Here is a 22466-nt window from a genome sequence, read left to right as displayed (position 1 = left end):
CATGCTGAACCATCCGTGGATCGTCTACGCGACGACCTTTCTGAGCGTACGGATCGACCGGGCGCGCAACGCTCCGAGCAGGGGCGCCTCAGCGGTCGAGTGGGTCATCATCACCGCCATCATCGCCGGGGTCGCCCTCGGTCTGGCCACCCTCATCAGGAGCCTCGTCGAGGGCAGGCAGGGGGAGATCTCCGACCAGTTCGGCGGCGGTGGCGGTGGCGGGGGCGGCGGCACCGACGGCGGAGGTGGCCCGGTTGGCGGCAACGGCTGAGGCGCCCGCGCGCCGCTCCCGGCGCGTGCGCGGACGGGACGGCGAGCGCGGCGCCTCCGTCGTCGAACTCGCGATGATCATGCCGGTCGTGCTGGCCGTCGTGCTGCTCGTCGTGCAGTTCGCCCTGTGGTTCCACGGCCGCCAGGTGGCCGACGCCGCGGCGCGGGAGGGGTCACGGCTGGCCAGGATCGACTCCGACTCCTGGCAGGACGACGCCACCTCCAAGGCCGAGGAGGTGCTCAAGGCCATCGGCCCCAAGCTTCTCGACGGTGCGAAGGTGACGACCTGGGAGGAGGGCGACCAGCGGGGGGTCGAGATCACCGCGACCGCGGTCCAGGTCGTCCCGCTGCTGCCCTCGACGAGCCTCACCATCACCTCGCGCTTCGGCGGCCCCGTCGAGTGCTTCCGGCCCGACGACGGCGGTGAGGGGTGTCAGGAGTGACCAGGAGAGCGGACAGGGACCCCGAGCGGGGGTCGCTGTCGGCGGAGGCCGTGCTCCTCGCGCCGGTCTTCCTGCTGTTCCTGCTGTTCCTGGTGGGCGCCGGACGGATCGTCGAGGCCCAGGGCGAGGTGAACGGCGCCGCCAGGGACGCCGCGCGGGCGGCCTCCGTCGAACGCACCCGTTCCGACGCGGAGAGCGCGGCGGACGAGGCCGCCAAGGGGTCCCTGTCCGGGCAGTGCGAACCGGACGTCAGCCTCGCAGGCACGGACTGGAAGGCGGGCGGCCAGGTCAAGGTGACGGTGACCTGCTCACTCGACCTGGACTTCCTCGGCTTCGGCGCGGCCAAGGACATGCGGGGGGACGCGGTGGCCCCGCTTGAGCAGCTCCGGAGGGTGGAGAAGTGACCTCTGCCCGCCGACCCGGAGACCGGGGGTCGATGTCGGTCTTCACAGTGATCTTCTCGGTGATGGTCTTCATGCTGGCCGGGCTCCTCGTGGACGGCGGGGGAGCCATCAACGCCAGGCTGCGGGCCGCGGACATCGCCGAGCAGGCGGCCAGGGCCGCCGCCGACAAGATCGACGTCGAGTACCTCAGGGAGACCGGTCAGGCCCGGCTGCTGGGCGAGGACGAGGTCTGCGCGAAGGCGAAGGAGATCGTCTCCGGCTACGCGGGCTCCGACGTCCGCCTCGGCGAGTGCTCGGTCGGCGGCGGGCAGGGCGAGGTCACGGTCCGGGTCTCCGCGGCCTGGACGTCGTTCTTCCTGGCCGCGCTCGGCTTCCCCGGCTCCGACATGGAGGCCTCGGCCACCGCGGGACCCGACATGGGGGACGACGGGTGACGGGTGCGGGCCGTACCGATTGAGTCGAACGGCTGGCGGAGCCGGCTGAGGACGAAGAACCTGGACACGAAGGGAGACGCATGCCCACGCGACAGCCAACGCGCATCCGACCGAGACGTACGGCGGGCGACCTGGCCGCCGGTCTCGGCGCGCTGGTCGTGCTGGTCGCACTGGTCGGCGGGGTTCCCTACGCGCTGCTGAGGCTGGCCGGGCCGCCGTTGTCGCCCGAGCTGCTCCACCTGAACCTGCTGACCAGCCAGGTCGGTACGAGCATGATCGTGGCCATCCTCGTGCTGCTGGTCTGGCTGGCCTGGCTGCAGCTGACCGTCTGCGTGATCGTCGAGGTCTACGCCGGGCTGCGCCGGGTCGGCATGCCCGCCAGGGTGCCCTTCTCCGGCGGCACCCAGATGCTGGCCAACCGGCTGGTCTCCGCGGTCCTGCTGCTGTTCACCGTCTCCGCGGTCGTCGTGCCGATCGTCAGGCCCACGGCGACGCCCGCCGCCCGCCCCGTGTCCGCGGCCGCCTCGGTCACCACCCCGGAGCCGGAGGAACGGGCGCCGTTGGTGCACGTCGAGAAGGCCAGGAAGGTCTACGTGGTGCAGCCGCCGCACGGGCGTCACCACGAGAGCCTGTGGGAGATCGCGGAGAAGTGCCTCGGCGACGGGCGGCGTTATCCGGAGATCTACCGGCTCAACCAGCACAAGGAGCAGCCCGACGGCAGCCGCCTGCACATGGCCGACCTCATCAGGCCGGGTTGGGTGCTCGACATGCCGGACGACGCCAGGAACGTGCACATCGTCCCGGCCTCCCAGCCGCGCGGGGAGACCCTTGAGGACCACCCGGGCAAGCCCGCGGAACTCGACGGCCACACCCAGGACATCTCGGCCAAGGGAGGCTCGGACCTGCCGGGCGAGGCCCGCGAGGAGGCGGGCGGCGGGGAGAACAGGGGCGAGGCCCGCAGGCCCGCCGACTCCCGTGAGGAGAGCGCGGACAGCGGCAGGCGGGAGCCGTACAGGACCAAGGACCAGGGCCAGAGCCAGGACCAGGGCCGGAACCAGGGGCAGCAGCAGGGGCTGGAGCTGCTCGACTACCTGGCCGGGGCCTCGCTCGCGGCGGCCGGGCTGCTGGCGGCCCTGGGCCGCAGGCGCAGACAGCAGCTGTGGCACAGGGCGTTCGGGCGCAGGATCGCCAGGCCCAAGGACGACGCGGCCAAGGCGGAGGTGGCGCTCAGGCTGGGCGCCGACGCCCCGGGCAGCCGGATGCTGGACATCGGGCTGCGGCTGCTCGGCCGCTCCCTGGCCGCGCAGAAGCGGATCCCGCCCACCATCTACGCCGCCCACCTGTCGGCGCAGAGCCTCGACCTGTGGATCCACCCGCCCGTCGCCGAGGCGCCCGCGCCCTGGAGCGCCCACGACGGCGGCCAGGTGTGGAAGCTGCCCGCACACGAGGGCAGGATGCTCGACGAACGGACGCTGTCCGAGGCGCCCGCGCCGTACCCCGGACTGGTCTCGCTCGGGTCGAACGGCGAGGGGCGCGTGCTCGTCGATCTGGAGGCGGCGCACGGCCTGATCAGCCTCGACGGCCCGCGTAGCACCGAGGCCCTGGCCGCGCTCGCCGTCGAGCTGGCGACCAACCGCTGGTCGGACCTGATGACCGTCACGCTCGTCGGGTTCGGCGAGGAGCTGACCGTGATCGCCCCCGACCGGATCAGGCACGTCGCGACCCTCGCCGAACTGCTGCCCGAGCTTGAGGCCAGGGCCGCGGAACGCGGCCAGGGCGGGGACGTGCTGACCGGCAGGATCCAGGGGCGGGCCGCGGAGCCGATCTGGCCGCCGCACTACGTGCTCTCCGCGCTCGTGCCGAACGAGGAGGAGGGGCACCGGCTGGCCGTACTCGCCAGGAAGGGCGTCAGGACCGCGGCCGGGTACGTCGTGGCGGGGAAGGTCCCGCACGCCACCTGGAACTGGGAGGTCACCGAGGACGGCAGGGCGAAGGTGGACGCGCTCGGCTTCGAGGTGGACGCCCAGCTGCTGCCCCGCCGCCACTACCGTGCCCTGATCGACCTGTTCGAGACCGCGGGACGGCTCGACGGTGAGCCGATGAGCGACCGGCCGGAGCCCGTCCCGGCGAACGCCTCGGTCGAGGTGCGGGTCCTCGGCCCCGTGGAGATCGCGGGCCCCTCGCCGATGGAGGAGGGGCGGGCCACGCTCGCGGTGGAACTCGTCGTCTACCTCGCGACCCACCCTGGCGGCGTCCACCCGGTCGTGCTCGGCGGCGTTCTGTGGCCACGCGGCGTGCAGGCGGCGGTCAGGGACGCGACCATCGCCAGGGTCGTCGACTGGCTGGGCACCGACGGCGCGGGACGCCCCAACCTCTACGCCGACGAGGCGGGCAGGTTCCGCCTCGGCCCCGAGGTGCGGACCGACTGGATGGTCTTCCGCGACCTGGTCCGCCGCTCCCACACCGACTCCGGGGTGCGCGCCGTACTGCTCGAACGGGCGCTGAACCTGGTGCGCGGGCCGTTGCTCAACGGCCGCCCGCGTGGCCGGTACGCCTGGCTGGCCGACGACGACCTGGAGTACGACGTGACGGCGGCCGTCGCGGACGCCGCGCACCGGCTCTGCGACATCCGGATCGAGGAGGGCGACGGGGGACGGGCCGTCGCCGCGGTGCGGGCGGGCCTGCTGCTCGCCGCCGACGACGAGGGGCTCTGGCGTGACCTGCTGCGGGCCACCCACCTCACCGGAGACCAGGCGCGGCTGCGGACCGTGGTCGAGGCCCTGCACAGGCGAGCCTCCGCCCAGCCGGGCGGGAGCGGGATGGCCCCGGAGACCGAGGCCCTGATCGACGAGCTGCTGCCCTCGTGGCGGATGCGCTCGGCGCCGTCCGCATGAGGACGGCGAAGGCCCTGGTGGCCGGGGCCGCGGCGGCCGGCGTCCTGCTCGCGGGCTGTACGGCGGAGCCGGACAGGTTCGTCCCGCAGGGCGACGCCGGTGGGGTGAGCGCGACGCCGGACCTCTCAAGGGCGCCCGTCGTGACCCCCACGGCGCGGACGGAGACGGTCGAGGTGGCCCCCGGCGTACGGCTGGTCGTCGAGTGGCCCGCCGCCCCCGACCGGGACACCGCCGGGATGGTCGCCGCCTTCCGCGACCACCTGGCAGGGTCGTTCAGGGCCGTCGTCACCGGCGGCAAGGACGTCGGCTATCTCGACGTCGTCACCGGCGACGCGGTCGGCGAGCTGAGTACGTGGGTGGGGGAGTTCCTCGACCAACGCCGTTCGGTACGGGGCACCGCCCGCGTCTACGCGCTGACCGTCGGCCCCGTGGACGGCAGGGGGGCGCAGATGGAGGCGTGCATGGACGAGTCCGGCATGCGTCTGCTCGACACGGCGACCGGGAGGCCGCTCGCCCGCCAGCCCGTGTGGACCCGTCAGCCCTTCCTGCAGGCGGCCGGGATGCGGCTCGGCGACGACGGGGTGTGGCGGGTCGCGCTGCTGCGGCACACGGAACTTCCCAGTGAACGGGTGAAGGGATGTTTGCGATGATCGGGAGAACGGCTGTCGCGGGGCTGGTCCTGCTCGCCTCCGCGAGTCCCTCCGCCGCCTTCGCGGAGCCCCCCGGAGGGGGCGGAGGTCCCAACGCCACGGGCTTCCAGGGGGGCGAGGACAACGAGAAGGTCGGCGTCGTCCTGAAGGACTCCCGGATCGTGGTGTCCGGGAACGGGACGGGCGGCAAGAGCGACGGCTACCGGGTCAAGCGTCCCTGCTGGTACGAACCTGGCGGAAACGCCGAGGACATGCTGAAGAAGCAGGAGGGGAGCAAGCCCGAGTGGATCCCCGAGACGGAGTGGCGCAGGCACCTGGACGACCTCAAGCAGTTCAAGGACAAGGTCGGCAAGGAGGGGAACTGGTGGACGCGCGCCTACAACGCGGCCGACCCGAACGCGCTGTCCTGCCTGGCGGGGCTCGAACCGTACGTGTTCGTCCCGCCGAACACCACCCCGCCCGCCGGGATCACCGTCAGGGAGCTGGCCGACATCGCCAGGGCCGCGCTGACCGTGCCCAAGCCGAAGATCGAGGTCAATCCGAACGTCAAGAGCTACGTCAACCTGGCCACCTGGGTCTGGCTCGGTGACACCGGCGCCAAGACGCGCTCGGTGACCGCGACGCTGCCCGGCGTCATGAGCGCCACGGTCACGGCCACCCTCGGGAGCCTGCAGATCAAGTCGGGCACCACGGGCGATCGCGCCGACGTCAAGCAGGACTGCGAGGGGGGCGGCAAGCCGTACAGCAAGGGGGAGAAGGACACGTTCAGCTGCGGGGTGACCTACCGGCGGGCCTCGGCCGACCAGCCGCGCGGGGTCTACACGATGACCGTGACCGCGGTGTGGCCCGTCACGGCGCCGGGGGTCGACTTCGACTACGCCCCGGTCCAGGTGAGCGCGGACCGGGACGTGGCCGTCGGCGAGGTGCAGAGCGTCGTCAAGGGAGGCGAATGAGGCCGGCCGGTCAGGGCAGGAGGGCGCCCTCGTGGGTGAGCAGCCACCGCTTGACCGGGACGCCGTAGTAGTAACCGCCGAAGCCGCCGGTCGAGGGCAGGACGCGGTGGCACGGCACGAACGGGGCGATCAGGTTCTGCGCGCAGGCGCCCCCCGCGGCCCTGGCGGCCGTCCTGGGCAGCCCCGCCCGCTCGGCCAGCTCGGCGTAGCTGACGGTGACGCCGGGCGGGACCTGCCGCAGGGCGTCGAGCAGCCGCTGCCGTTTCGGGGTGCCGGGCTGCGTCACCTCGACGCCGTCGAGGGCCTTGAGGTCGCCGTCCAGATAGTCCCGTACGGCTCGCGCGGGTGGGCCCAGGTCGTCGGTGACGACCAGGTCGAGGGCCCTGAGGGCGGGCGGGAGCCGTACGAACATCTCCTGGGGGTCGGCGGTGAACCCGGCCGCCACGACGACGCCCTCGCGCGCGAGCAACGCCAGCGGGCCGATGGGGGTGGGGAGGACCTGTGCCTCGACGGTCATGCGGCGCTCCAGAGGTGTAGCGCGGCGTAGGCCCGCCAGGGCCGCCACCGCTCGATGTGATCTTCGGGGATGTCCAGGCGCGCCATGGTCCTGCGCAGCACCAGGTCGCCGTCGGGCCAGGCGTCCGGGTCGCGCAGCGCCCGCAGTGCCACGTAGCTCGCCGTCCACGGCCCGATGCCCGGCAGCGACAGTAGCCGGGAGACGACCTGGGCGGGTTCCTGCGCGCCGTCCAGGTCGACCTCGCCCTCGGCGACGCACACGGCGAGCGCCCTGAGCGTGGCGACCCGCCGCCCGGTCAGCCCGAGTCCTTCGAGGTCGGCTTCGAGCAGCTCGCCGGGGGTCGGGAACAGCACGCCCTCGTGGCCCGCGCGGGCGACGATCCTGCCCAGCAGGGTACGGGCGCCCGCGACGGAGATCTGCTGGCCGACCACGGCGCGCACGGCGATCTCGAAGCCGTCCCACGCGCCGGGCACCCGCAGGCCCGGATTGGCGGTGACCAGCGGCCCCAGGGAGGTCCTCCCGAGCGCGTCGGCGATGGCCTGCGGGTCGGCGTCGAGGTCGAGCAGACGGCGGCAGCGTGCCACGACACGGGCCAGCCCCCGGGTGTCGTCGAGTTCGACGTCGAGCCGCACGTGGCCGGGCAACGGGGTGAGGCTGACGGTTCCGCCGGGGACCACCCGGCTGTAGGAGGTCTCGTCGACGGTCTCCAGGCCGGGGATCGCCCTGGCCCGCAGGAACCGCAGCAGCGTCCGCGAGTCGTACGGCTCGCGCCGGTGCAGCCGCAGCGTCAGCGAGGTGTCGGCCACGGCCCTGCCCCCGTTCCCGCTGGCCGTCGCCCGCAGCTCGCCGGGCGTGAAGCCGTACGTCTCCTTCATGGTCGCGTTGAACTGGCGCACGCTGCCGAAGCCGGAGGCGAAGGCCACGTCGGTGATCGGCAGGCCGGTCTCGGTGAGCAGCTGTTTGGCCAGCAGCAGGCGTTTCGTCCTGGCGACGGCCAGCGGGCCGACGCCGATCTCGGTGGTGAACAGGCGGTGCAGGTGCCGTTCGGTGATGTGCAGGCGACCGGCCAGCCTGGCGATCCCGCCGTCGTCGGCCACGCCCTCGTCGATCAGCCGCAGCGCCCTGCCGATCAGGTCGCCCCGGTGGTCCCAGCCGGGGTCTCCGGGGCTGAGCTCGGGACGGCAGCGCTTGCACGGCCGGAACCCGGCCGCCTCGGCGGAGGCGGCGTGGCGGTAGAAGCGCACGTTGCGCGAGGCGGGCGTACGGGCGGGGCAGATGGGCCTGCAGTAGATGCGGGTGGAGGTGACAGCTGTGTAGAACCGCCCGTCGAACCGGGCGTCCCTGGCGGTCACCGCGCGGTAACAGGAGTCGAAGTCAAGCTCTGCGACGGACATGTCCCCCACGATATGAGCAGCGTAAAGGGGATGACCGGCGGGATTCGGACGTGACCGTGGATCACCGCGGGGAGATCACTTGGAGGAGATGCCGACCCCGATCTCGAACTCGCGGTAGACCCTGGCCCAGAAGCCGTCACGCAGCCAGACCCTGGCCTCGGGGTAGGGGCGCAGGGAGTGGCCCAGCTCCTTCTCGGCCTCGATGAGCAGCTCGGTGTCGATGACCGTGGGCAGGATCGGGCCGGGCAGCAGGTCGCGGATGTTGTCGCGGCCCCGGGTGAGGATCCACTTCTGGGCCACGTGCTCGCCGACGTCCTCGACCCGGGGGCGGCTCGGCCCGAGCTTGGCGGGCTGACCGGCGGGGGCCTTCGGCTTGGCGGCGGTACGGCCGGCGAAGACCTGGGCCGGGGAGGGCGTCACCGGGGGCACCGGGACGGGGACGGGCGCGGGGGCGCGGCTGAAGAAGGAGCGCAGGAAGTCGGCGCTGATGATCTCGACGGTGTCGGACTCCCAGACCAGGCGCTCGGCCTGGTTGGTGCCGTAGGGCGGCTCGACGCCCCACAGGTGGATGCGCACCCCGTAGGCCTGGGCCGCCTCGACGGCGGGGACCATGTCCTCGTCCCCGGCCAGCAGGATGGTGTCGCTCACCGCGTGGTGCCTGGCCAGGGCCTCCAGGTCGCTCCTGATCTGGGCGTCCACGCCTTTCTGCTGGCCGCGGGCGTTGAGGTTGCCGAGCCGGACCTTGACCCAGGGGAGCTGGGCGATGACGCGCTGGTCGACGGTCGGCACCCGGTCTCTGGCGGCGTCGTACCAGTAGATCCGCAACAGTTCGCCGTGGATGCGCGCCTCGGCGTGCTTCTGCAGCGCCTGGATGAGTTCGTCGGCGGCGACGCGGTACTCCTTGCGCTCCTTGGCGCCGAGGAGGACCTCTCCCGCCGCCGCGTAGAGGTAGCCGACGTCCACGAGGACGGCGTACTTGGCGGCGACGGGATGCGTTGTGAGGTCCAGGATGGTCATCTCGTCCTCCAGGCCTCGGAACTCACTGATCGGGCTGACTATATGCGCCCATTTCTTAGATAGTCCCAAGTCTCGTGCAACTTGACACCCCGTTCCATGGATCTAACGAGGCAGTCCGCTTGATCTCCAAGCACCATGTCCGGTGGGCAGATACTTTCGCATGCGGTGTGCGGGATTACGCCAATTTTCGCGCTTTGGTGGTGCTTTCGCCGCCGGAGCCGTCCGTGCGGCGAGGGCGACCACCAGCGCGACGACCTCCTCCTGTGTCGCTTCTCCATGAACGATCTTCAGGTGTGTCATAGCGGGATGTTCCCATGCTTCTTGGGGGGCAGGACCGTTCGCTTGTTACGCAGGGCACGCAGGGCCCTGACGACCTGGACTCGGGTGTCGGACGGGCGGATCACGGCGTCCACATACCCTCGTTCGGCCGCGAGATACGGGTTGGCGAGGGTGTCCTCGTACTCGGTGACGAGTCTGGCCCGCTCGGCGTCGGGGCTGGCGGCCGAGGCCAGCTCACGCCGGTAGAGGATGTTGACCGCGCCCTGGGCGCCCATCACCGCGATCTGCGCGGTCGGCCAGGCCAGGTTGACGTCGGCGCCCAGGTGCTTGGAGCCCATGACGTCGTAGGCGCCGCCGTACGCCTTGCGGGTGATCACGGTGACCAGCGGGACGGTCGCCTCGGCGTAGGCGTACAACAGTTTGGCGCCGCGGCGGATGATCCCGTTCCATTCTTGATCAGTTCCTGGAAGGAATCCCGGTACGTCCACAAAAGTAAGAACGGGAATGTTAAAGGCATCACAAGTGCGGACAAATCTGGCGGCTTTCTCGGAGGCCGCGATGTCCAGTGTCCCGGCGAAACTCATCGGCTGGTTGGCGACGATCCCCACCGAACGCCCCTCGACCCGTCCGAAGCCCACCAGGATGTTCGGCGCGAACAGCGCGTGCACCTCAAGGAACTCGCCGTCGTCGAGCACGTGCTCGACGACGGTGTGCATGTCGTACGGCTGGTTCGCCGAGTCGGGGATCAGCGTGTCCAGCTCCCGGTCCTCGTCGGTGGTCTCCAGGACCGGCTCCGCGTCCAGCACCGGGGCCTCGTCCAGGTTGTTCGACGGCAGGTAGGACAGCAGCGCCCTGGCGAACTCCAGGCAGTCGGCCTCGTCGACGGCCTCGTAGTGCGCGACGCCCGACCTGGAGTTGTGCGTGCGCGCGCCGCCGAGCTCCTCGAACGTCACCTCCTCGCCGGTGACCGTCCTGATGACGTCGGGGCCGGTGATGAACATGTGCGACTTCTCCGACACCATCAGCACGAAGTCGGTGAGCGCGGGGGAGTAGACCGCGCCGCCCGCGCACGGGCCCATGACCAGCGAGATCTGCGGGACGACGCCGGAGGCGTGCACGTTCCGCTTGAAGATCTCGGCGTACAGGCCCAGGGAGACGACGCCCTCCTGGATGCGCGCCCCGCCGGAGTCGTTGATGCCGACCACCGGGCAGCCGGTCTTCAGGGCGTGGTCCATGACCTTGACGATCTTCTCGCCGAAGACCTCGCCGAGGGAGCCGCCGAACACGGTGAAGTCCTGGGCGAAGATCGCCACCGGCCTGCCGTCGACCGTGCCGTGCCCGGTCACCACGCCGTCGCCGTACGGCCTCTCGCGGTCGAGGCCGAAGTTGGTCGAACGGTGCCTGGCCAGTTCGTCGAACTCGACGAAACTGCCCTCGTCCAGGAAGGAGAGCACGCGCTCCCTGGCCGTCATCTTGCCTTTGGCGTGCTGCTTCTCGACCGCGCGCGCCGAACCGGCGTGAGCCGCCTCGTCCAGGCGGCGTTCCAGGTCGGCGAGCTTGCCCGCGGTCGTGTGGATGTCGATCCCCGGGGCTGTCGGCTCGGCGCTCATCGGGTCCCTCACTCCTCGCTGCGTTCGTGACAGGCGCGTCCGGGCGTGGCGGCCGTTGTGCGGCCTGACGTTCCCGGGCGCGCGGGCGCGTTCCCCGCTCGTTTCCAGCAGGGTAGCCCTCCGGTGATCCCGGAACCCAGAGGGGTCCCGGACCGTTCTGAGCTGGGAGGTATGACTTCCAAAAGGGTAATTCTGGCAAAATAGAGGTCATGATGGACAGCGCCGAAGCGGTACGAACACAACAGCTCTTCAAGAGATTCGGGCAGCAGGTGGCCGTCGGCGGTGTCGATCTCATCGTGCCCCGCGGCAGTTTCGCCGGACTGGTCGGCCCGAACGGGGCGGGCAAGACGACCACGCTCAGCATGGTCACCGGCCTGCTCCGCCCGGACGGCGGAGCCATCCACATCGACGGCCTCGACGTCTGGCGTGACCCGGTCCAGGTCAAGGCCCGTATCGGTGTGCTGCCGGAGGGGCTTCGCCTGTTCGAACGCCTGTCCGGGCGGGAACTGCTGTCCTACAACGGTCAGCTCAGGGGCATCCCCAAGGCCGAGGTCGAACACCGGGCCGAGGAGCTGCTGCGGGTCATGGACCTGACGGAGTCGGCGGACAAGCTCGTCGTCGACTACTCCACCGGCATGCGCAAGAAGATCGGCCTGGCCGCCGCGCTGCTGCACAACCCCAGGGTGCTCTTCCTCGACGAGCCCTTCGAAGGCGTCGACCCGGTCAGCGCCAACACGCTGACCGAGGTCCTGCGGCGCTACACCGAGTCCGGCGCGACCGTCGTCTTCTCCAGCCACGTCATGGACCTCGTCGAGCGTCTGTGCGACTGGGTCTCCGTGATGAGCAGGGGCCAGATCGTCGCCCAGGGGCCGCTGGACCAGGTCCGCGCGGGCCGCAGCCTCAACGAGGCCTTCCTCGGGCTGGTCGGCGCGGGCGGCCACGGGCACGGCGACGGCGGAGGGGAGGGTCTGTCATGGCTGGGCGCGACCTCGGCGTGAACGAACAGGCCGCGCGGGTCGGCCCCATGCTCTTCGTACGGCTCAAGCTCAGGCTGATCGCCGGGAACCTGCGCGGCAACGGCGCGCGTGTCGCCGGGTTCGTCTTCACCGTGCTCGCCGCCGTGGTCGTCGCCGGTCTCGGCTTCGTCGGGGTCTCCGCGCTGCGGTTCGCCCCCGCCGAGATCGCGGCCGACGTCGGGGTGGTGCTGTTCACCGTCTTCGTGGTGTGCTGGGCCATCGGGCCGCTGCTGGTCTTCGGCCTTGACGACACGCTCGACCCGTCACGGCTGGCGCTGCTGCCGCTGAGCACCGGCAGGCTCGCGGCCGGGATGTTCGCCGCCTCGATCACCGGCGTCTGGCCGATCTCCGCGCTCATCGTCATGTCCGGCGCGGTCGTCGGCATCGCGAGCGGGATCGGCGGCGTGCTCCTCGGAGTCGTCGCGGTGCTGCTGCAGTTCGCGCTGTGCATCGTCACCTCGCGGCTGGTCACCACCTCCCTGTCGGGCGTCATGCGCACCCGCAGGGGACGCGACGTGCTCGCCGTCTCCGTCGTCCTGTTCGTCCTGGCCGGGCAGATCCCCAACCTGGTGCTCAACGGCGGTTTCTCCGCCGACCCGGGGCGGGTGCTGCACGCCCTGGCCTCGGTGCTGCGCTGGACCCCGCCGGGCCTGGCCGCCCACGCCATCGCGGACGGCGGCCTGGTCGCGTTCGCCGAGCTGCTGGTGCTGGCCGTACTGGTGCTGGTGATCGGGCGGCTGTGGATCGCCGCGCTGCGCAGGGCGCTGGTCACCCCGGACGCCTCGACTCAGGGCGCCTCGGTGCGCAACTCCCGGGGCCTGCTCGCCAGGTTCCTGCCGGACGGGCAGCTCGCCGCGGTCGCGACCAAGGAGCTGAAGTACGCCCGCCGCGACCCCAGGGGCAGGGTCGTCTGGTTCACCTCCCTTGTGGTCACCGGCATCATGGCCTTCTCCCTGAGCCGGGGAGAGGGGATGAGCGGCGCCGGCCTGGTGGTCGGCCCGGCCTGCCTGGGCGCGGTGATGATCGCCCTGCAGTCGGCCAACTCCTTCGGCATCGACGGCCGCTCGCTGTGGATGAACGCCGTGGTCTACGGCACCGGCGGAGACTGGCGGACCGACCTGGCCGGGCGGCATCTGGCCGTCGCGACGATCGCCACGCCGCTGCTCGCCCTGGTGGCCGTGATCGCCTCCCTGCTGGCCGGCGACCCGATGCTGGCGATCCCCGGAGCGCTCAGCGGCTGGGGCGTCCTGGGCGTCGGGCTCGGGGTCGGCGCCCTGACGAGCGTGCTGGTGCCGTACTCGGTGCCGGAGCGGCTCAACGCCTTCACCGGCGCGGTGCCGGGACAGGGCGGCCTCGCCTTCGTGGCCTCCTTCGGCGCGATGATCGGCGGCGGCCTGCTGTCGCTGCCCGTCGTGGTGCCCGTCCTGCTCGGCGCCACCTGGGTCAGCGCGCTGGCGGTGCCGTACGGACTGCTGGCCGCGTGGGCGGGACGGAGAGTGGCGGGGAGCGTCGGTTTCCGCAGGTATCCGGAGCTCGTGGGAGCCGTCTCCCAGGGGGGTTGATTGGTCTAGTCCAATAGGTGGGACCGGTCTGCGGTGAAGAATTCGGACTGACTACGCTGACGATTATGTCCGCTATCGCGAACACCGCAGAACGTTCATCCGCTGTCACCGAGATGCCCGACGAGCTCCGCGCGGATGTGCGGCTGCTCGGTGGGCTCCTGGGGCAGGTGATCGCCGAGCACGGAGGCGACGACCTGCTCGCCGACGTCGAACGCCTCCGCAAGGCCGTCATCGACGCCCGTCGCGGGAAGGTCTCCGGTGACGAGATCACCGAGATGGTCGCGCAGTGGCCGGTCGACAGGGCGGTGCTGATCGCCCGTGCCTTCACCTGCTACTTCCACCTGGCGAACCTCGCCGAGGAGCATTTCAGGATCCGCACCCTCCGTGTCCGTGACACGGGGGAGGAACCGCTGCCGGAGTCCATCGCGCAGGCCGTACAGGAACTGGGCGGTGAACGTGTCGCCGAGCTGGTCGAGGGGCTGCGGCTGCACCCGGTGCTGACCGCGCACCCGACCGAGGCCCGCAGGCGCGCGGTCGTCACCGCGATCCAGCGGATCAGCGGCAGGCTCGCCGCCTACAACAGTCCCGACCGGGGCGCGGCCGAACGGGCCGAGACCCGGCGGCGGCTCCTTGAGGAGATCGACCTGCTGTGGCGGACCGCGCAGCTCAGGTCGACCAAGCTCGACCCGCTCGACGAGGTGCGCACCGCCATGGCCGCCTTCGACGAGACGCTGTTCCGGGTCGTGCCGCTGGTCTACCGCTCGCTGGACGCCGCGCTCGGCGAGGGCACCGGCACCCGTGAGCCGCTGGCCAGGGCCTTCATCCGCTACGGGAGCTGGATCGGCGGCGACCGCGACGGCAACCCCAACGTCACCGCCAAGGTGACCAGGGACGCCGTGCTCATCCAGTCGGAGCACGTGCTGATCGCGCTGGAGAACGCCGCGCTCAGGATCGGCAGGTCGCTCACCCTGACCTCCTCCTACGTGCCCGCCTCCGCGGAGCTGCAGGCCGCGCTGTACGCGGCGGAGAACGACCACCCCGAGCTGGTCTCGGAGATGGCCACCCGTTCGCCGCAGGAACCGCACCGGCAGTGGCTGCTGTTCGTCGCCGCCAGGATCGCGGCGACCAGGAAGCGCGGCCTCGACCTGGCCTACCGTTCTCCGGAGGAGCTGCTGGCCGACCTGCGCCTGGCCCAGGAGTCGCTGGTCGCCGCCAAGGCGTCCCGGCAGGCCTACGGCGAACTGCAGCACCTCGTCTGGCAGGTGGAGACGTTCGGCTTCCACCTGGCCGAGCTTGAGGTGCGCCAGCACTCGCAGGTCCACGCCCAGGCGCTGGCCGAGCTGGCCGAGGGCCGTACCTCGGAGCGCACCGACGAGGTCCTGGCCACCATCAGGACGATCGGCTGGATCCAGGAGCGGTTCGGCACGACCGCCTGCTCCCGCTATGTGGTCTCCTTCACCCGTTCCGCGGACGACGTCGCCGCCGTCTACACGCTGGCCGGGCACGCCCTGGGCGATCGGGCGCCCAGCCTCGACGTGGTCCCGCTGTTCGAGTCGGGCGCCGACCTGGCCAACGCGCCCGCCGTACTGTCCGGCATGCTGGACATCCCCGGCATCCAGGACAGGCTCGCGGCCAACGGCCGCAGGCTTGAGGTCATGCTCGGCTACTCCGACTCCGCCAAGGAGCTCGGCCCGGCCGCCGCGACGCTGAAGCTGTACGAGGCGCAGGAGGCGCTGACCGCCTGGGCCGCCGAGCACGACGTACGGCTGACGCTCTTCCACGGCCGGGGCGGCGCCCTGGGCCGGGGCGGCGGTCCCGCCAACCGCGCCGTGCTCGCCCAGGCGCCCGGCTCCGTCGGCGGCAGGTTCAAGGTCACCGAGCAGGGCGAGGTCATCTTCGCCCGCTACGGCCACGCCGCCATCGCCCGCCGCCACATGGAACAGGTCACCTCGGCGGTGCTGCTCGCCTCGACCCCGACCATCGAGGACCGTACGGCCAAGGCGGCCGGACGCTTCCGCGGCCTCGCCGAGCAGGTCGCCTCCGCCTCGGAGCGGGCCTACCGGTCGCTGACCGAGGCCTCCGGCTTCCCCGAGTGGTTCTCCCTGGTCAGCCCGCTTGAGGAGCTCGGCCTGCTGCGCCTGGGCTCCCGCCCCGCCAGGCGCGGCCTCGGCGCGCCCAGGTCCCTGGACGACCTGCGGGCCATCCCGTGGGTGTTCTCCTGGGCGCAGACCCGGGTCAACCTGCCCGGCTGGTACGGCCTGGGCAGCGGTCTTGAGGCGGTCGTCGCCAAGTCGGGCATCGACGAACTGCGCGCCGCCTACCGCGAGTGGCCGCTGTTCGCCTCGCTGCTGGACAACGTGGAGATGTCGCTGGCCAAGACCGACCGGGACATCGCGGCCCGCTACCTCGCCCTCGGCGGACGGGACGACTTCGTCGAGCAGGTCCTCACGGAGTACGACCGCACCCGCCGCCTGGCCCTTGAGGTGACCGGCCACAGCCGCCTGCTGGAGAACCGCAGGGTGCTCTCCCGCGCGGTCCAGCTCCGCGACCCGTACGTGGACGCGCTCTCGCACCTGCAGCTGCGCGCCCTGTCCGCCCTGCGCTCCGGCGACACCCTGACCGAGGAGGAGCGCGAGCGGCTGTCCACGCTCCTGCTGCTGTCGGTCAACGGCGTGGCCGCGGGCCTGCAGAACACCGGCTGACCGTTCGATCGGGTGACCGGGTCCTCACCCGGTCACCCGCTCGGCGCCCGCGTAGAGGTTGAAACGCTCCTCGCGCAGGAAGCCGACCAGCGTCATCCCGAACTCCCTGGCCAGGTCGACGGCCAGGGAGGAGGGGGCGGAGACGGCGCAGACGACCGGGACGCCCGCGCTCAGCGCCTTCTGCGTGATCTCGTAGCTGGTGCGCCCGCTCACCATCAGGACGTGCCCGGTCAGCGGCGTCATGCCCTTCATCAGGGCCCAGCCGACCAGCTTGTCCAGCGCGTTGTGCCGCCCCACGTCCTCGCGCAGGGCCACCAGGTCGCCCTCCGGGGTGAACAGCCCCGCGGCGTGCAGCCCCCCGGTCTTGCCGAACACGCCCTGTGCCCGTCTGAGGCTCTCCGGCAGGCCGTACAGGGTCTCGGGGGAGACCCGGACGTCACCGGCGGGCAACGGGGCGCACCGGTCGCGCAGCGCGTCCAGGCTGGCGCTGCCGCAGACGCCGCAGGCGCTCGACGTCACGAAGTGCCGGTCGAGAGAGGGCAGGTCGGGCAGCGGGCCGCGCAGCCGTACCGTGACGGTGTTGTAGCGGGCCTCCGGCGCCACGTCCTCGTCCGTGCAGTAGGCGATGGAGACGATCTCCGCCGCCGAGGCCAGGCCCTCGCCGTGCAGGAACCCGGCCGCCAGCTCGAAGTCGGCCCCCGGCGTCCGCATGGTGATCGCCACCGTACGGCGCGCGCTGTCCGCCTGGACCCTGATCTCCAGCGGCTCCTCGGTCGCCAGGTCGTCACGCCTGTCCCGCGCGACCCCGCCGGTCACCTCTCTGACCCGGGTCCTGGTGCTGGGGCCGGGGCGCCGGACGACCCCTCCGGGCACCGGATGACGTGAGTCGAGGCCTTCGTTCATGGTTCCCATCCTGGCGCTCCAGGCGTGCGTCGTCGTCACCGCCCCGGTATTCCCTGCTCAATGCCCTACTTCGGTAACAGATGGTCGCCCGGGGAGGGAAGATGGACGGGTGCTCGACTCGCCCTTCTCCGATCTCGACCGCCCGCCGCTGTCCCAGACGGCGCTCACCCGCGCCCTGGTCCGTCCCGGCGGCCTGTGGACGGACATCACCGTCGTCGGCAGGACCGGCTCGACGAACGCCGACCTCGCCCAGGCCGCACGCGACGGCGCCCCGCAGGGAACCGTCGTCGTCGCCGAGGCGCAGTCCGCGGGCCGTGGCAGGCTCGGCCGCGTCTGGAGCGCGCCGCCCCGATCCGGGCTGGCCTTCTCGGTGCTCCTGCGCCCCGAGCCGTCGCCGTCGCGGCAGGGCTGGCTGCCGCTGCTCGTCGGCCTGGCCGCAGCCTCGGCCGTCCGCAGGATCGCCGAGGTCGAGGCCCGCCTGAAGTGGCCGAACGACCTGCTGGTCGGGGAGCGCAAGCTCGCCGGGGTGCTCGCCGAGCGGGTGGACGGCGCGGTGGTCGTCGGCGTCGGGCTCAACGTGAGCATCCGCGCGGAGGAGCTGCCCGTCGAGACCGCGACCTCGCTGGCGATCGAGGAGGCCGCCTGCGTCGACCGCGACCCGCTGATCAGGGCGGTGCTGAGGGAGATCGAGACCCACTACCACGAGTGGTCGGAGGCGGACGGCGACGCCGACGCGTGCGGGCTGCGGGCGGCCTATCTGGGACTCAGCGCGACGGTCGGCCGCGATGTCCGGGTCGAGCTGCCGGGCGAGCGGGTGCTCACCGGGCGGGCCGTCGGCGTCGACGGGGCAGGACATCTGCTCGTCGAGTCGCAGGGGAGCACGCACACGCTGAGCGCGGGAGACGTCGTGCACGTGCGTCCGCACGTCCCGTGACTAATGAGGTCGAGACGTGCCACGATTTGCCCCATGGGTCTCGCTGATCACCATCTGGCGGAGGGGGAACTGCGCATCCGCACGTTCCACCCCCATTGGAAGCGCCTCGTCATACCGTTCCTCGCGCTGGTCCTCATCGTTCTGGGGTCCGGCGCCGGGATCTTCTTCATGCCGGTCTTCGCCTACGACGGCTACGCGCGCATCGCCGTCGCGGTGATCGCGGTGGGGCTGCTGACGGTGTGGTCGTTCGTGCCGTACCTGCAGTGGAAGAACACCACCTACGTGCTGACCTCGCACCGGCTGGCCATCAGCAGGGGGGTGCTGAACAAGTCGACCGAGGACATCCCGATGACCAAGGTCAACACGGTCAGCGCCGACCAGACCCTGCTTGAGCGGCTGTTCGGCTGCGGCACGCTCAACGTCGAGTCGGCGGGAGAGCAGGGACACGTCACACTGCGTGACATCCCGGACCTCCAGGGCGTACGCGCCGACCTGTTCCGAGCCGTGGACGAAGCCGACGACGAGGAACCGGAACCCCGCACTCCCCGTCCCGCCGAGCCCTGACCCACCCCGCCGGCGTCCCGGGGAGGCGTCCGCCTCCCCGGACCGTCGAAGGTCGTTACCGCCGGGGCGGATCCTACCTGTGATCTCACGATGTCACCGAAGTGCGAGATCGTCGAAGCCGCCCTGTTTGATGTCGTTGACGAAGGTCGTCCAGGTGTCGTGGTGGAACGTGAGGGCGCCGCCTTTACGGTCCTTGGTGTCGCGGACGGTGACGGTGTCGTCGATGAAGGCCACCTCGACACAGCTCGGGCCGTCGGCACTGAGGCTGCTCTTGCGCCAGAGCCCATCGGGGGGGTTGGGCTGCTGCATCCTGCTCCTCCCGTTAGCGATCTTCGCGTAGGGAGGCGATGAGTGCGGCCGAGTCGTTCGGGCTCAGCGCCACCGCGCGAAGATGCTCGCATATGTGGTTGTACCGCTGGATATCCGCCTCTTTCTCAAGAAACAGGCCACCGGCCATGCTGTCAATGTGGATCACGTCGGGGTCATCCGTGCCGAACTTCAGGACGATGAAGCTGCCGGGCATACCCGAGTGGGCTCCGGCGGAGAACGGGATGACCTGAAGGGTGATGCGCGGACGCTTGGCCTGGCGGACGAGATGCGTGAGCTGGTCACGCATGATGGCCTCGCTGCCGACCGTCCGTGACAGGGCTGCCTGGTCCAGGATCGCCCACAGCCGGAGGGGCGTGTCGCCTTCCAGGAGTGCCTGCCGCTGTAGCCGGGCGACGACACGGGTCTCGGCTTCGTCGTCGGTGATGGTCGGCCGTACCCCCCGGATCACCGCCCGCGCGTAGTCCTCGGTCTGCAGCAGGCCGGGGATGAACAGCGACTCGTAGTTGATGGCCTGCTGTGCCTCGGCTTCCAGGCCGATGTAGGTGCTGTACTTCCCGGGAAGATCGGCCTCGAAACCGTGAAGCCAGCCTCGCTGTTTGGCCTCCTTCTGGAGTTTCATCAGGGCGGTACGGCGACTGCCGGTGGCGCCGTAGACGTCGAGCAGAGCATTGAGCGTCCGGAGTTGCGGCTTGGTTTTGGCCGCCTCTATCCGGTGAAGTGTGGCGAGGTTGATGTCGGTCTTTTCGCCCACTTCGGCCTGGGAGAGCCCGGCCTCCTCGCGAAGGCGGCGTAGCTCTGCCGCCAGGCGACGCAGACGTACCGTGGGTGGTTGGCGCCTGGCTGGTGACAAGGGTGCGATTTCGCCCATACGGCCCTTCTCCTGCATCTTTAACGCCCTTCTGGATTATGCGGTCAGTGTAAAAGCCTGCATTGCATTTACTCAGTGTGATGGTGCATGCTCTCACCGTAAAGCCTTCCAGGGTGGCTCTTCCCTGGAAGGCGAAATGTGTGATTTCCCCAGGCGGCCGGGCGGACGATCTTCCCTCCCGATACGGCCCACCCCCTGTCGGGTGTTCCGTCCGGCGCAAGCGGTACGACCGGCGGCAGCCCCCTGTCGTTTCCCGGTCGTGCCCCCACGGGACCGGCGCCGCACCCTCGCCACCCATGAGGGAGCGCTTCCCCGGCTGCGAGCGGCGCCGGTCCCGTATCCGACCTGCCGACCAGGATCGAGGGAAAATGACCGGTGTCAGCGTCAGAGAGCACTACCTGGAACTCTCCGTCTTCCCGACCTCGCCTTACTACGCCCGCCTGCACGTCCAGCGCGTGCTGGAGGGCTGGCGGCGGGAGGACCTGGTCGAGACGGCCCGGCTCGTCGTCTCCGAACTGGTCTCCAACGCGATCAAGGCACACGCCGTGTCCCTCGCCGCGCTGGAGACGGCTGCCCTGGCGAGCCCGGACCGCATCTGGATGGACCTGTACCAGGCGGAGGGGGCGATTGTGCTGCGTGTCTGGGACGCCGGCAGCGCCTCGCCCGTCCTCAAGGATCCTGATCCGGACGACGAGGGCGGACGCGGCCTCTACCTCGTGGACCTGCTCACGAGCGGCTGGGGTTACCACCGGCCGAAATCAGGAGGAAAGATCGTGTGGTGCACGCTGGCGGCTTCACCGGCGCTTCCGGCGGAGAATGCTTGTCCTGGTTTTTCCGCCATGTTCGCCGACCCCGCGGCCGAACCGGCGAAATGAGATCGGCATGGCAGTACGGCAGGCCCCGGCGCCTAGGGCCTCGCTGAACAGGTCGAACTCGTTCGGCGCCTTTGTTCAAGGTGATCGCGCCGTCGGGGGAGATGCCGATACAGCCCCGGCACACTTCGGCCTTGAAGCGGGGCATCTCGGAGCGGCAGGCGAAGGTGGGCTGGTAACAGACCCGGGTGCGGTAGTCGGCGGTGACCGCAGGAAGCGGGTCGATGAAGCCCAGCTACTCGTGGAGGCCGTTCAACGGATGATCTTTTCTGACGGCCCAGCCATTTACGCGGGAACACGGAGTTCCCGGCGTACTCGATGATGAAACTCCTGTACCCGGGTCTCGGCTTTCCATGGTTGCAGGGCTTCGAGAAGGTCCTTGACGTAGGTCAGGGAGCGGATGGAGGCGACCTGGGACAGGATGTCCACGGCGCGGTGCCCGTACTGCAGCCCTTCGTCGAGGTGGTGGGCGTGGAGGTGGGCGGAGCCGACGATGGCGTTGCGCATACCGCACGAGCGCGTGTAGGTGTCGGCGGGCATGGTGGCCAGCGCTTCAAAGCGCATCACCATGTGCGGCATCCGCAGGTCGCGGTGGATCTCGGTGGCGTCGGCGGCCAGTCGCGGGTAGGTGAAGAAGTCGATCCAGTCCGGGTCGTCGTCGCTAGGACGGGCTTGGCCGAGCAGCGTCTCCGCCTGGGCCAGCGCCTGCCCCGCGGCCCGGCCCGCGTGGGCGCGGCCGTGCAGACGAGCGGCACGGGCGTGGGCGCGGGCCTCGACGAGTTTGAAGAAGGCCAGCGTGCGAGGGGTTGCGTTGTGCCGGGTGCGTTCGAAGGCGCCTTGCGCCATGTCCACGGCGTCTTCGCAGAAACCGTTGAGTCCGGCCTGCAGCGACATGGAGGCCAGCGCATAGCCGCCCAGGGGGACGTCTCCGGCGGCGCGGGCCAGCCGAAGGGCCTGGATGTAGTGCCGTTGAGCGCGGGCCTGGTGGCCGAGGTCCCAGGCGGAATAGCCTGCCAGGCGGCCGAGCTGGGCGGTGACGGCGAACAGGCGGCGGCCGATGGCGTCGCTGTAGGTGCCTTTCAACAACGGGACGGCACGCTCACGCAGACAGGCCGTGAGTGTGGACCCGCTGGAGAGACCGCCGTATTTCGAATCGATACGGCGGGCATGTTCCGCGGCCTCGTGTAGTTCGGCGATGTCGGCGGCCCCCACACGCCGTACTTGGGAACGGTCGGCGGCGGCGCTGGGGTCGGAGGGCTGGATCAGCCAGCGGGTGACGGGAGTGGTGAACGTCGCGGCGGCGAACGTCAGCTGGTTGAACTCGCGGCGATTCATTCGATCCCCCAGGACCCACCAGGCAGTGGCGGTGTCGATGGCAGCCGGAAGGTCACGAGGGAAATCCAATCCGATGTCGGGGGAGGTTGTCGCCGACTGCGGCATACCGATTTCGGTGACGCTCACGGGGTGGCCCAGCCGTTCGCTCAAGGCGGCGGCGATCGCCTGCGGGGCCGGCCAGCGGGGAATCATGCCGGAGATCCAGTTGGCGATGGAGGTGTGGGTGTAGCTCGCGGGTTTTCCCATCGCGGCGCAGTGCTGATTCACCCGCGCGGCCAGAGCCTTGTGGCTGATACCGGAGACGACGATCAGTTTCTCCAGTTCCACATTCGGGTGCTCAGACGCACGAGATACCTCGGTGCGCTTCACGGGGCCTCCTGGAGGCGTGAAGTCGAATGTGTGTTCCACGAACGTGGCACCTACGGTAACGCGGTGAGGGCTGCGCGTGAACCTGATCTGTGATTTATGCGCCCCCTTGTGAGCCCTCCCCGGGGCGGCGCAGGTCGGGTTTGGTG

General features: G+C 70.8%; 22 protein-coding genes. 13 read left to right on the top strand and 9 right to left on the bottom strand.

The genetic code is table 11. The annotated features are described in order from the left end of the window. Position 1: 1 nt before the first annotated feature. From ACFYY8_RS02740 to ACFYY8_RS02710, 7 genes are all read left to right on the top strand, one after another. Positions 2-271, top strand: coding sequence for a hypothetical protein (locus ACFYY8_RS02740; RefSeq protein WP_390036449.1), 270 nt, complete (start codon positions 2-4; stop codon positions 269-271). Next, on the top strand, positions 246-713 hold the full coding sequence (locus ACFYY8_RS02735; protein ID WP_390036447.1) for a TadE/TadG family type IV pilus assembly protein: 468 nt from the start codon (positions 246-248) through the stop codon (positions 711-713). The genes ACFYY8_RS02740 and ACFYY8_RS02735 overlap by 26 nt, the downstream gene beginning before the upstream one ends. Next, positions 710-1117: a TadE/TadG family type IV pilus assembly protein gene (locus ACFYY8_RS02730; RefSeq protein ID WP_390036445.1), complete on the top strand. Its 408-nt coding sequence runs from the start codon at positions 710-712 to the stop codon at positions 1115-1117. The genes ACFYY8_RS02735 and ACFYY8_RS02730 overlap by 4 nt, the downstream gene beginning before the upstream one ends. A 32-nt stretch (positions 1118-1149) precedes the next feature. Next, on the top strand, positions 1150-1551 hold the full coding sequence (locus tag ACFYY8_RS02725; protein WP_390036443.1) for a pilus assembly protein TadG-related protein: 402 nt from the start codon (positions 1150-1152) through the stop codon (positions 1549-1551). Between the two features lie 80 nt (positions 1552-1631). Beyond that, positions 1632-4445, top strand: coding sequence for a hypothetical protein (locus tag ACFYY8_RS02720; RefSeq protein WP_390036441.1), 2814 nt, complete (start codon positions 1632-1634; stop codon positions 4443-4445). Beyond that, complete coding sequence (locus tag ACFYY8_RS02715) at positions 4415-5095, top strand: hypothetical protein (protein WP_390036439.1); 681 nt, start codon at positions 4415-4417, stop codon at positions 5093-5095. Before ACFYY8_RS02720 ends, ACFYY8_RS02715 begins: the two co-directional genes overlap by 31 nt. After that, positions 5092-6048 (top strand): hypothetical protein, encoded by a 957-nt coding sequence (locus tag ACFYY8_RS02710; protein ID WP_390036437.1) that lies wholly within the window; start codon positions 5092-5094, stop codon positions 6046-6048. The genes ACFYY8_RS02715 and ACFYY8_RS02710 overlap by 4 nt, the downstream gene beginning before the upstream one ends. A gap of 10 nt (positions 6049-6058) precedes the next feature. Here the strand turns inward: ACFYY8_RS02710 and ACFYY8_RS02705 are convergent, their stop codons facing one another. From ACFYY8_RS02705 to ACFYY8_RS02685, 5 genes are all read right to left on the bottom strand, one after another. Further along, a complete protein-coding gene (locus ACFYY8_RS02705) occupies positions 6059-6565 on the bottom strand; it encodes a methylated-DNA--[protein]-cysteine S-methyltransferase (protein ID WP_390036435.1) in 507 nt (168 codons plus the stop codon). Next, positions 6562-7959 (bottom strand): AlkA N-terminal domain-containing protein, encoded by a 1398-nt coding sequence (locus ACFYY8_RS02700; protein WP_390036433.1) that lies wholly within the window; start codon positions 7957-7959, stop codon positions 6562-6564. Before ACFYY8_RS02700 ends, ACFYY8_RS02705 begins: the two co-directional genes overlap by 4 nt. A 75-nt stretch (positions 7960-8034) precedes the next feature. Next, positions 8035-8976, bottom strand: a complete 942-nt coding sequence (locus tag ACFYY8_RS02695) for an NYN domain-containing protein (RefSeq protein ID WP_352010001.1) — start codon at positions 8974-8976, stop codon at positions 8035-8037. Positions 8977-9078: 102 nt separating this feature from the next. Beyond that, the gene (locus ACFYY8_RS02690) at positions 9079-9276 is read right to left on the bottom strand and encodes an acyl-CoA carboxylase epsilon subunit (RefSeq protein WP_390036430.1); all 198 of its coding nucleotides are present in this window, start codon (positions 9274-9276) and stop codon (positions 9079-9081) included. Further along, entirely contained in the window at positions 9273-10865 is a 1593-nt protein-coding gene (locus ACFYY8_RS02685) for an acyl-CoA carboxylase subunit beta (protein WP_390036428.1), read from the bottom strand. The genes ACFYY8_RS02690 and ACFYY8_RS02685 overlap by 4 nt, the downstream gene beginning before the upstream one ends. A gap of 209 nt (positions 10866-11074) precedes the next feature. Between ACFYY8_RS02685 and ACFYY8_RS02680 the strand changes: the two genes are divergently transcribed. The 3 genes from ACFYY8_RS02680 (at position 11075) to ACFYY8_RS02670 (ending at position 16145) form a co-directional block, all read left to right on the top strand. Continuing rightward, positions 11075-11863, top strand: coding sequence for an ABC transporter ATP-binding protein (locus ACFYY8_RS02680; protein WP_390036426.1), 789 nt, complete (start codon positions 11075-11077; stop codon positions 11861-11863). Further along, on the top strand, positions 11839-13443 hold the full coding sequence (locus ACFYY8_RS02675; protein ID WP_390036425.1) for a hypothetical protein: 1605 nt from the start codon (positions 11839-11841) through the stop codon (positions 13441-13443). Before ACFYY8_RS02680 ends, ACFYY8_RS02675 begins: the two co-directional genes overlap by 25 nt. Positions 13444-13508: 65 nt before the next feature. Next, positions 13509-16145, top strand: coding sequence for a phosphoenolpyruvate carboxylase (locus tag ACFYY8_RS02670; RefSeq protein WP_390036423.1), 2637 nt, complete (start codon positions 13509-13511; stop codon positions 16143-16145). A gap of 24 nt (positions 16146-16169) precedes the next feature. Here the strand turns inward: ACFYY8_RS02670 and fdhD are convergent, their stop codons facing one another. After that, positions 16170-17048, bottom strand: coding sequence for a formate dehydrogenase accessory sulfurtransferase FdhD (gene fdhD, locus ACFYY8_RS02665; RefSeq protein WP_390036421.1), 879 nt, complete (start codon positions 17046-17048; stop codon positions 16170-16172). A gap of 109 nt (positions 17049-17157) precedes the next feature. Here fdhD and ACFYY8_RS02660 point away from each other — a divergent pair, with 109 nt between their 5' ends. Both ACFYY8_RS02660 and ACFYY8_RS02655 read left to right on the top strand, forming a co-directional pair. Then, positions 17158-17982 (top strand): biotin--[acetyl-CoA-carboxylase] ligase, encoded by an 825-nt coding sequence (locus ACFYY8_RS02660; RefSeq protein ID WP_390036419.1) that lies wholly within the window; start codon positions 17158-17160, stop codon positions 17980-17982. Between the two features lie 33 nt (positions 17983-18015). Continuing rightward, positions 18016-18546, top strand: coding sequence for a PH domain-containing protein (locus ACFYY8_RS02655; RefSeq protein WP_390036417.1), 531 nt, complete (start codon positions 18016-18018; stop codon positions 18544-18546). A 93-nt stretch (positions 18547-18639) separates the two neighbouring features. On the opposite strand, the gene ACFYY8_RS02650 is transcribed toward ACFYY8_RS02655, so the two are convergent. Together ACFYY8_RS02650 and ACFYY8_RS02645 are read right to left on the bottom strand one after the other, a co-directional pair. Then, positions 18640-18855 carry a DUF397 domain-containing protein gene (locus ACFYY8_RS02650; protein WP_390036415.1) on the bottom strand — a complete coding sequence of 72 codons (216 nt, stop codon included), beginning with the start codon at positions 18853-18855 and terminating at the stop codon, positions 18640-18642. Between the two features lie 13 nt (positions 18856-18868). After that, on the bottom strand, positions 18869-19744 hold the full coding sequence (locus ACFYY8_RS02645) for a helix-turn-helix domain-containing protein (RefSeq protein WP_390036413.1): 876 nt from the start codon (positions 19742-19744) through the stop codon (positions 18869-18871). A 368-nt stretch (positions 19745-20112) separates the two neighbouring features. On the opposite strand from ACFYY8_RS02645, the gene ACFYY8_RS02640 reads away from it, so the two are divergent. Continuing rightward, positions 20113-20619 carry an ATP-binding protein gene (locus ACFYY8_RS02640; RefSeq protein WP_390036411.1) on the top strand — a complete coding sequence of 169 codons (507 nt, stop codon included), beginning with the start codon at positions 20113-20115 and terminating at the stop codon, positions 20617-20619. Between the two features lie 282 nt (positions 20620-20901). Here the strand turns inward: ACFYY8_RS02640 and ACFYY8_RS02635 are convergent, their stop codons facing one another. Next, positions 20902-22320: a sporulation protein gene (locus ACFYY8_RS02635; protein WP_390036409.1), complete on the bottom strand. Its 1419-nt coding sequence runs from the start codon at positions 22318-22320 to the stop codon at positions 20902-20904. Between the last annotated feature and the right edge of the window lie 146 nt (positions 22321-22466).

This window comes from Streptosporangium sp. NPDC001559 (assembly GCF_042893955.1).
Lineage (GTDB): Bacteria > Actinomycetota > Actinomycetes > Streptosporangiales > Streptosporangiaceae > Streptosporangium.
The sequence above is the reverse complement of the archived record's forward strand: the minus strand, read 5'-3'. Positions and strand labels throughout refer to the sequence as shown.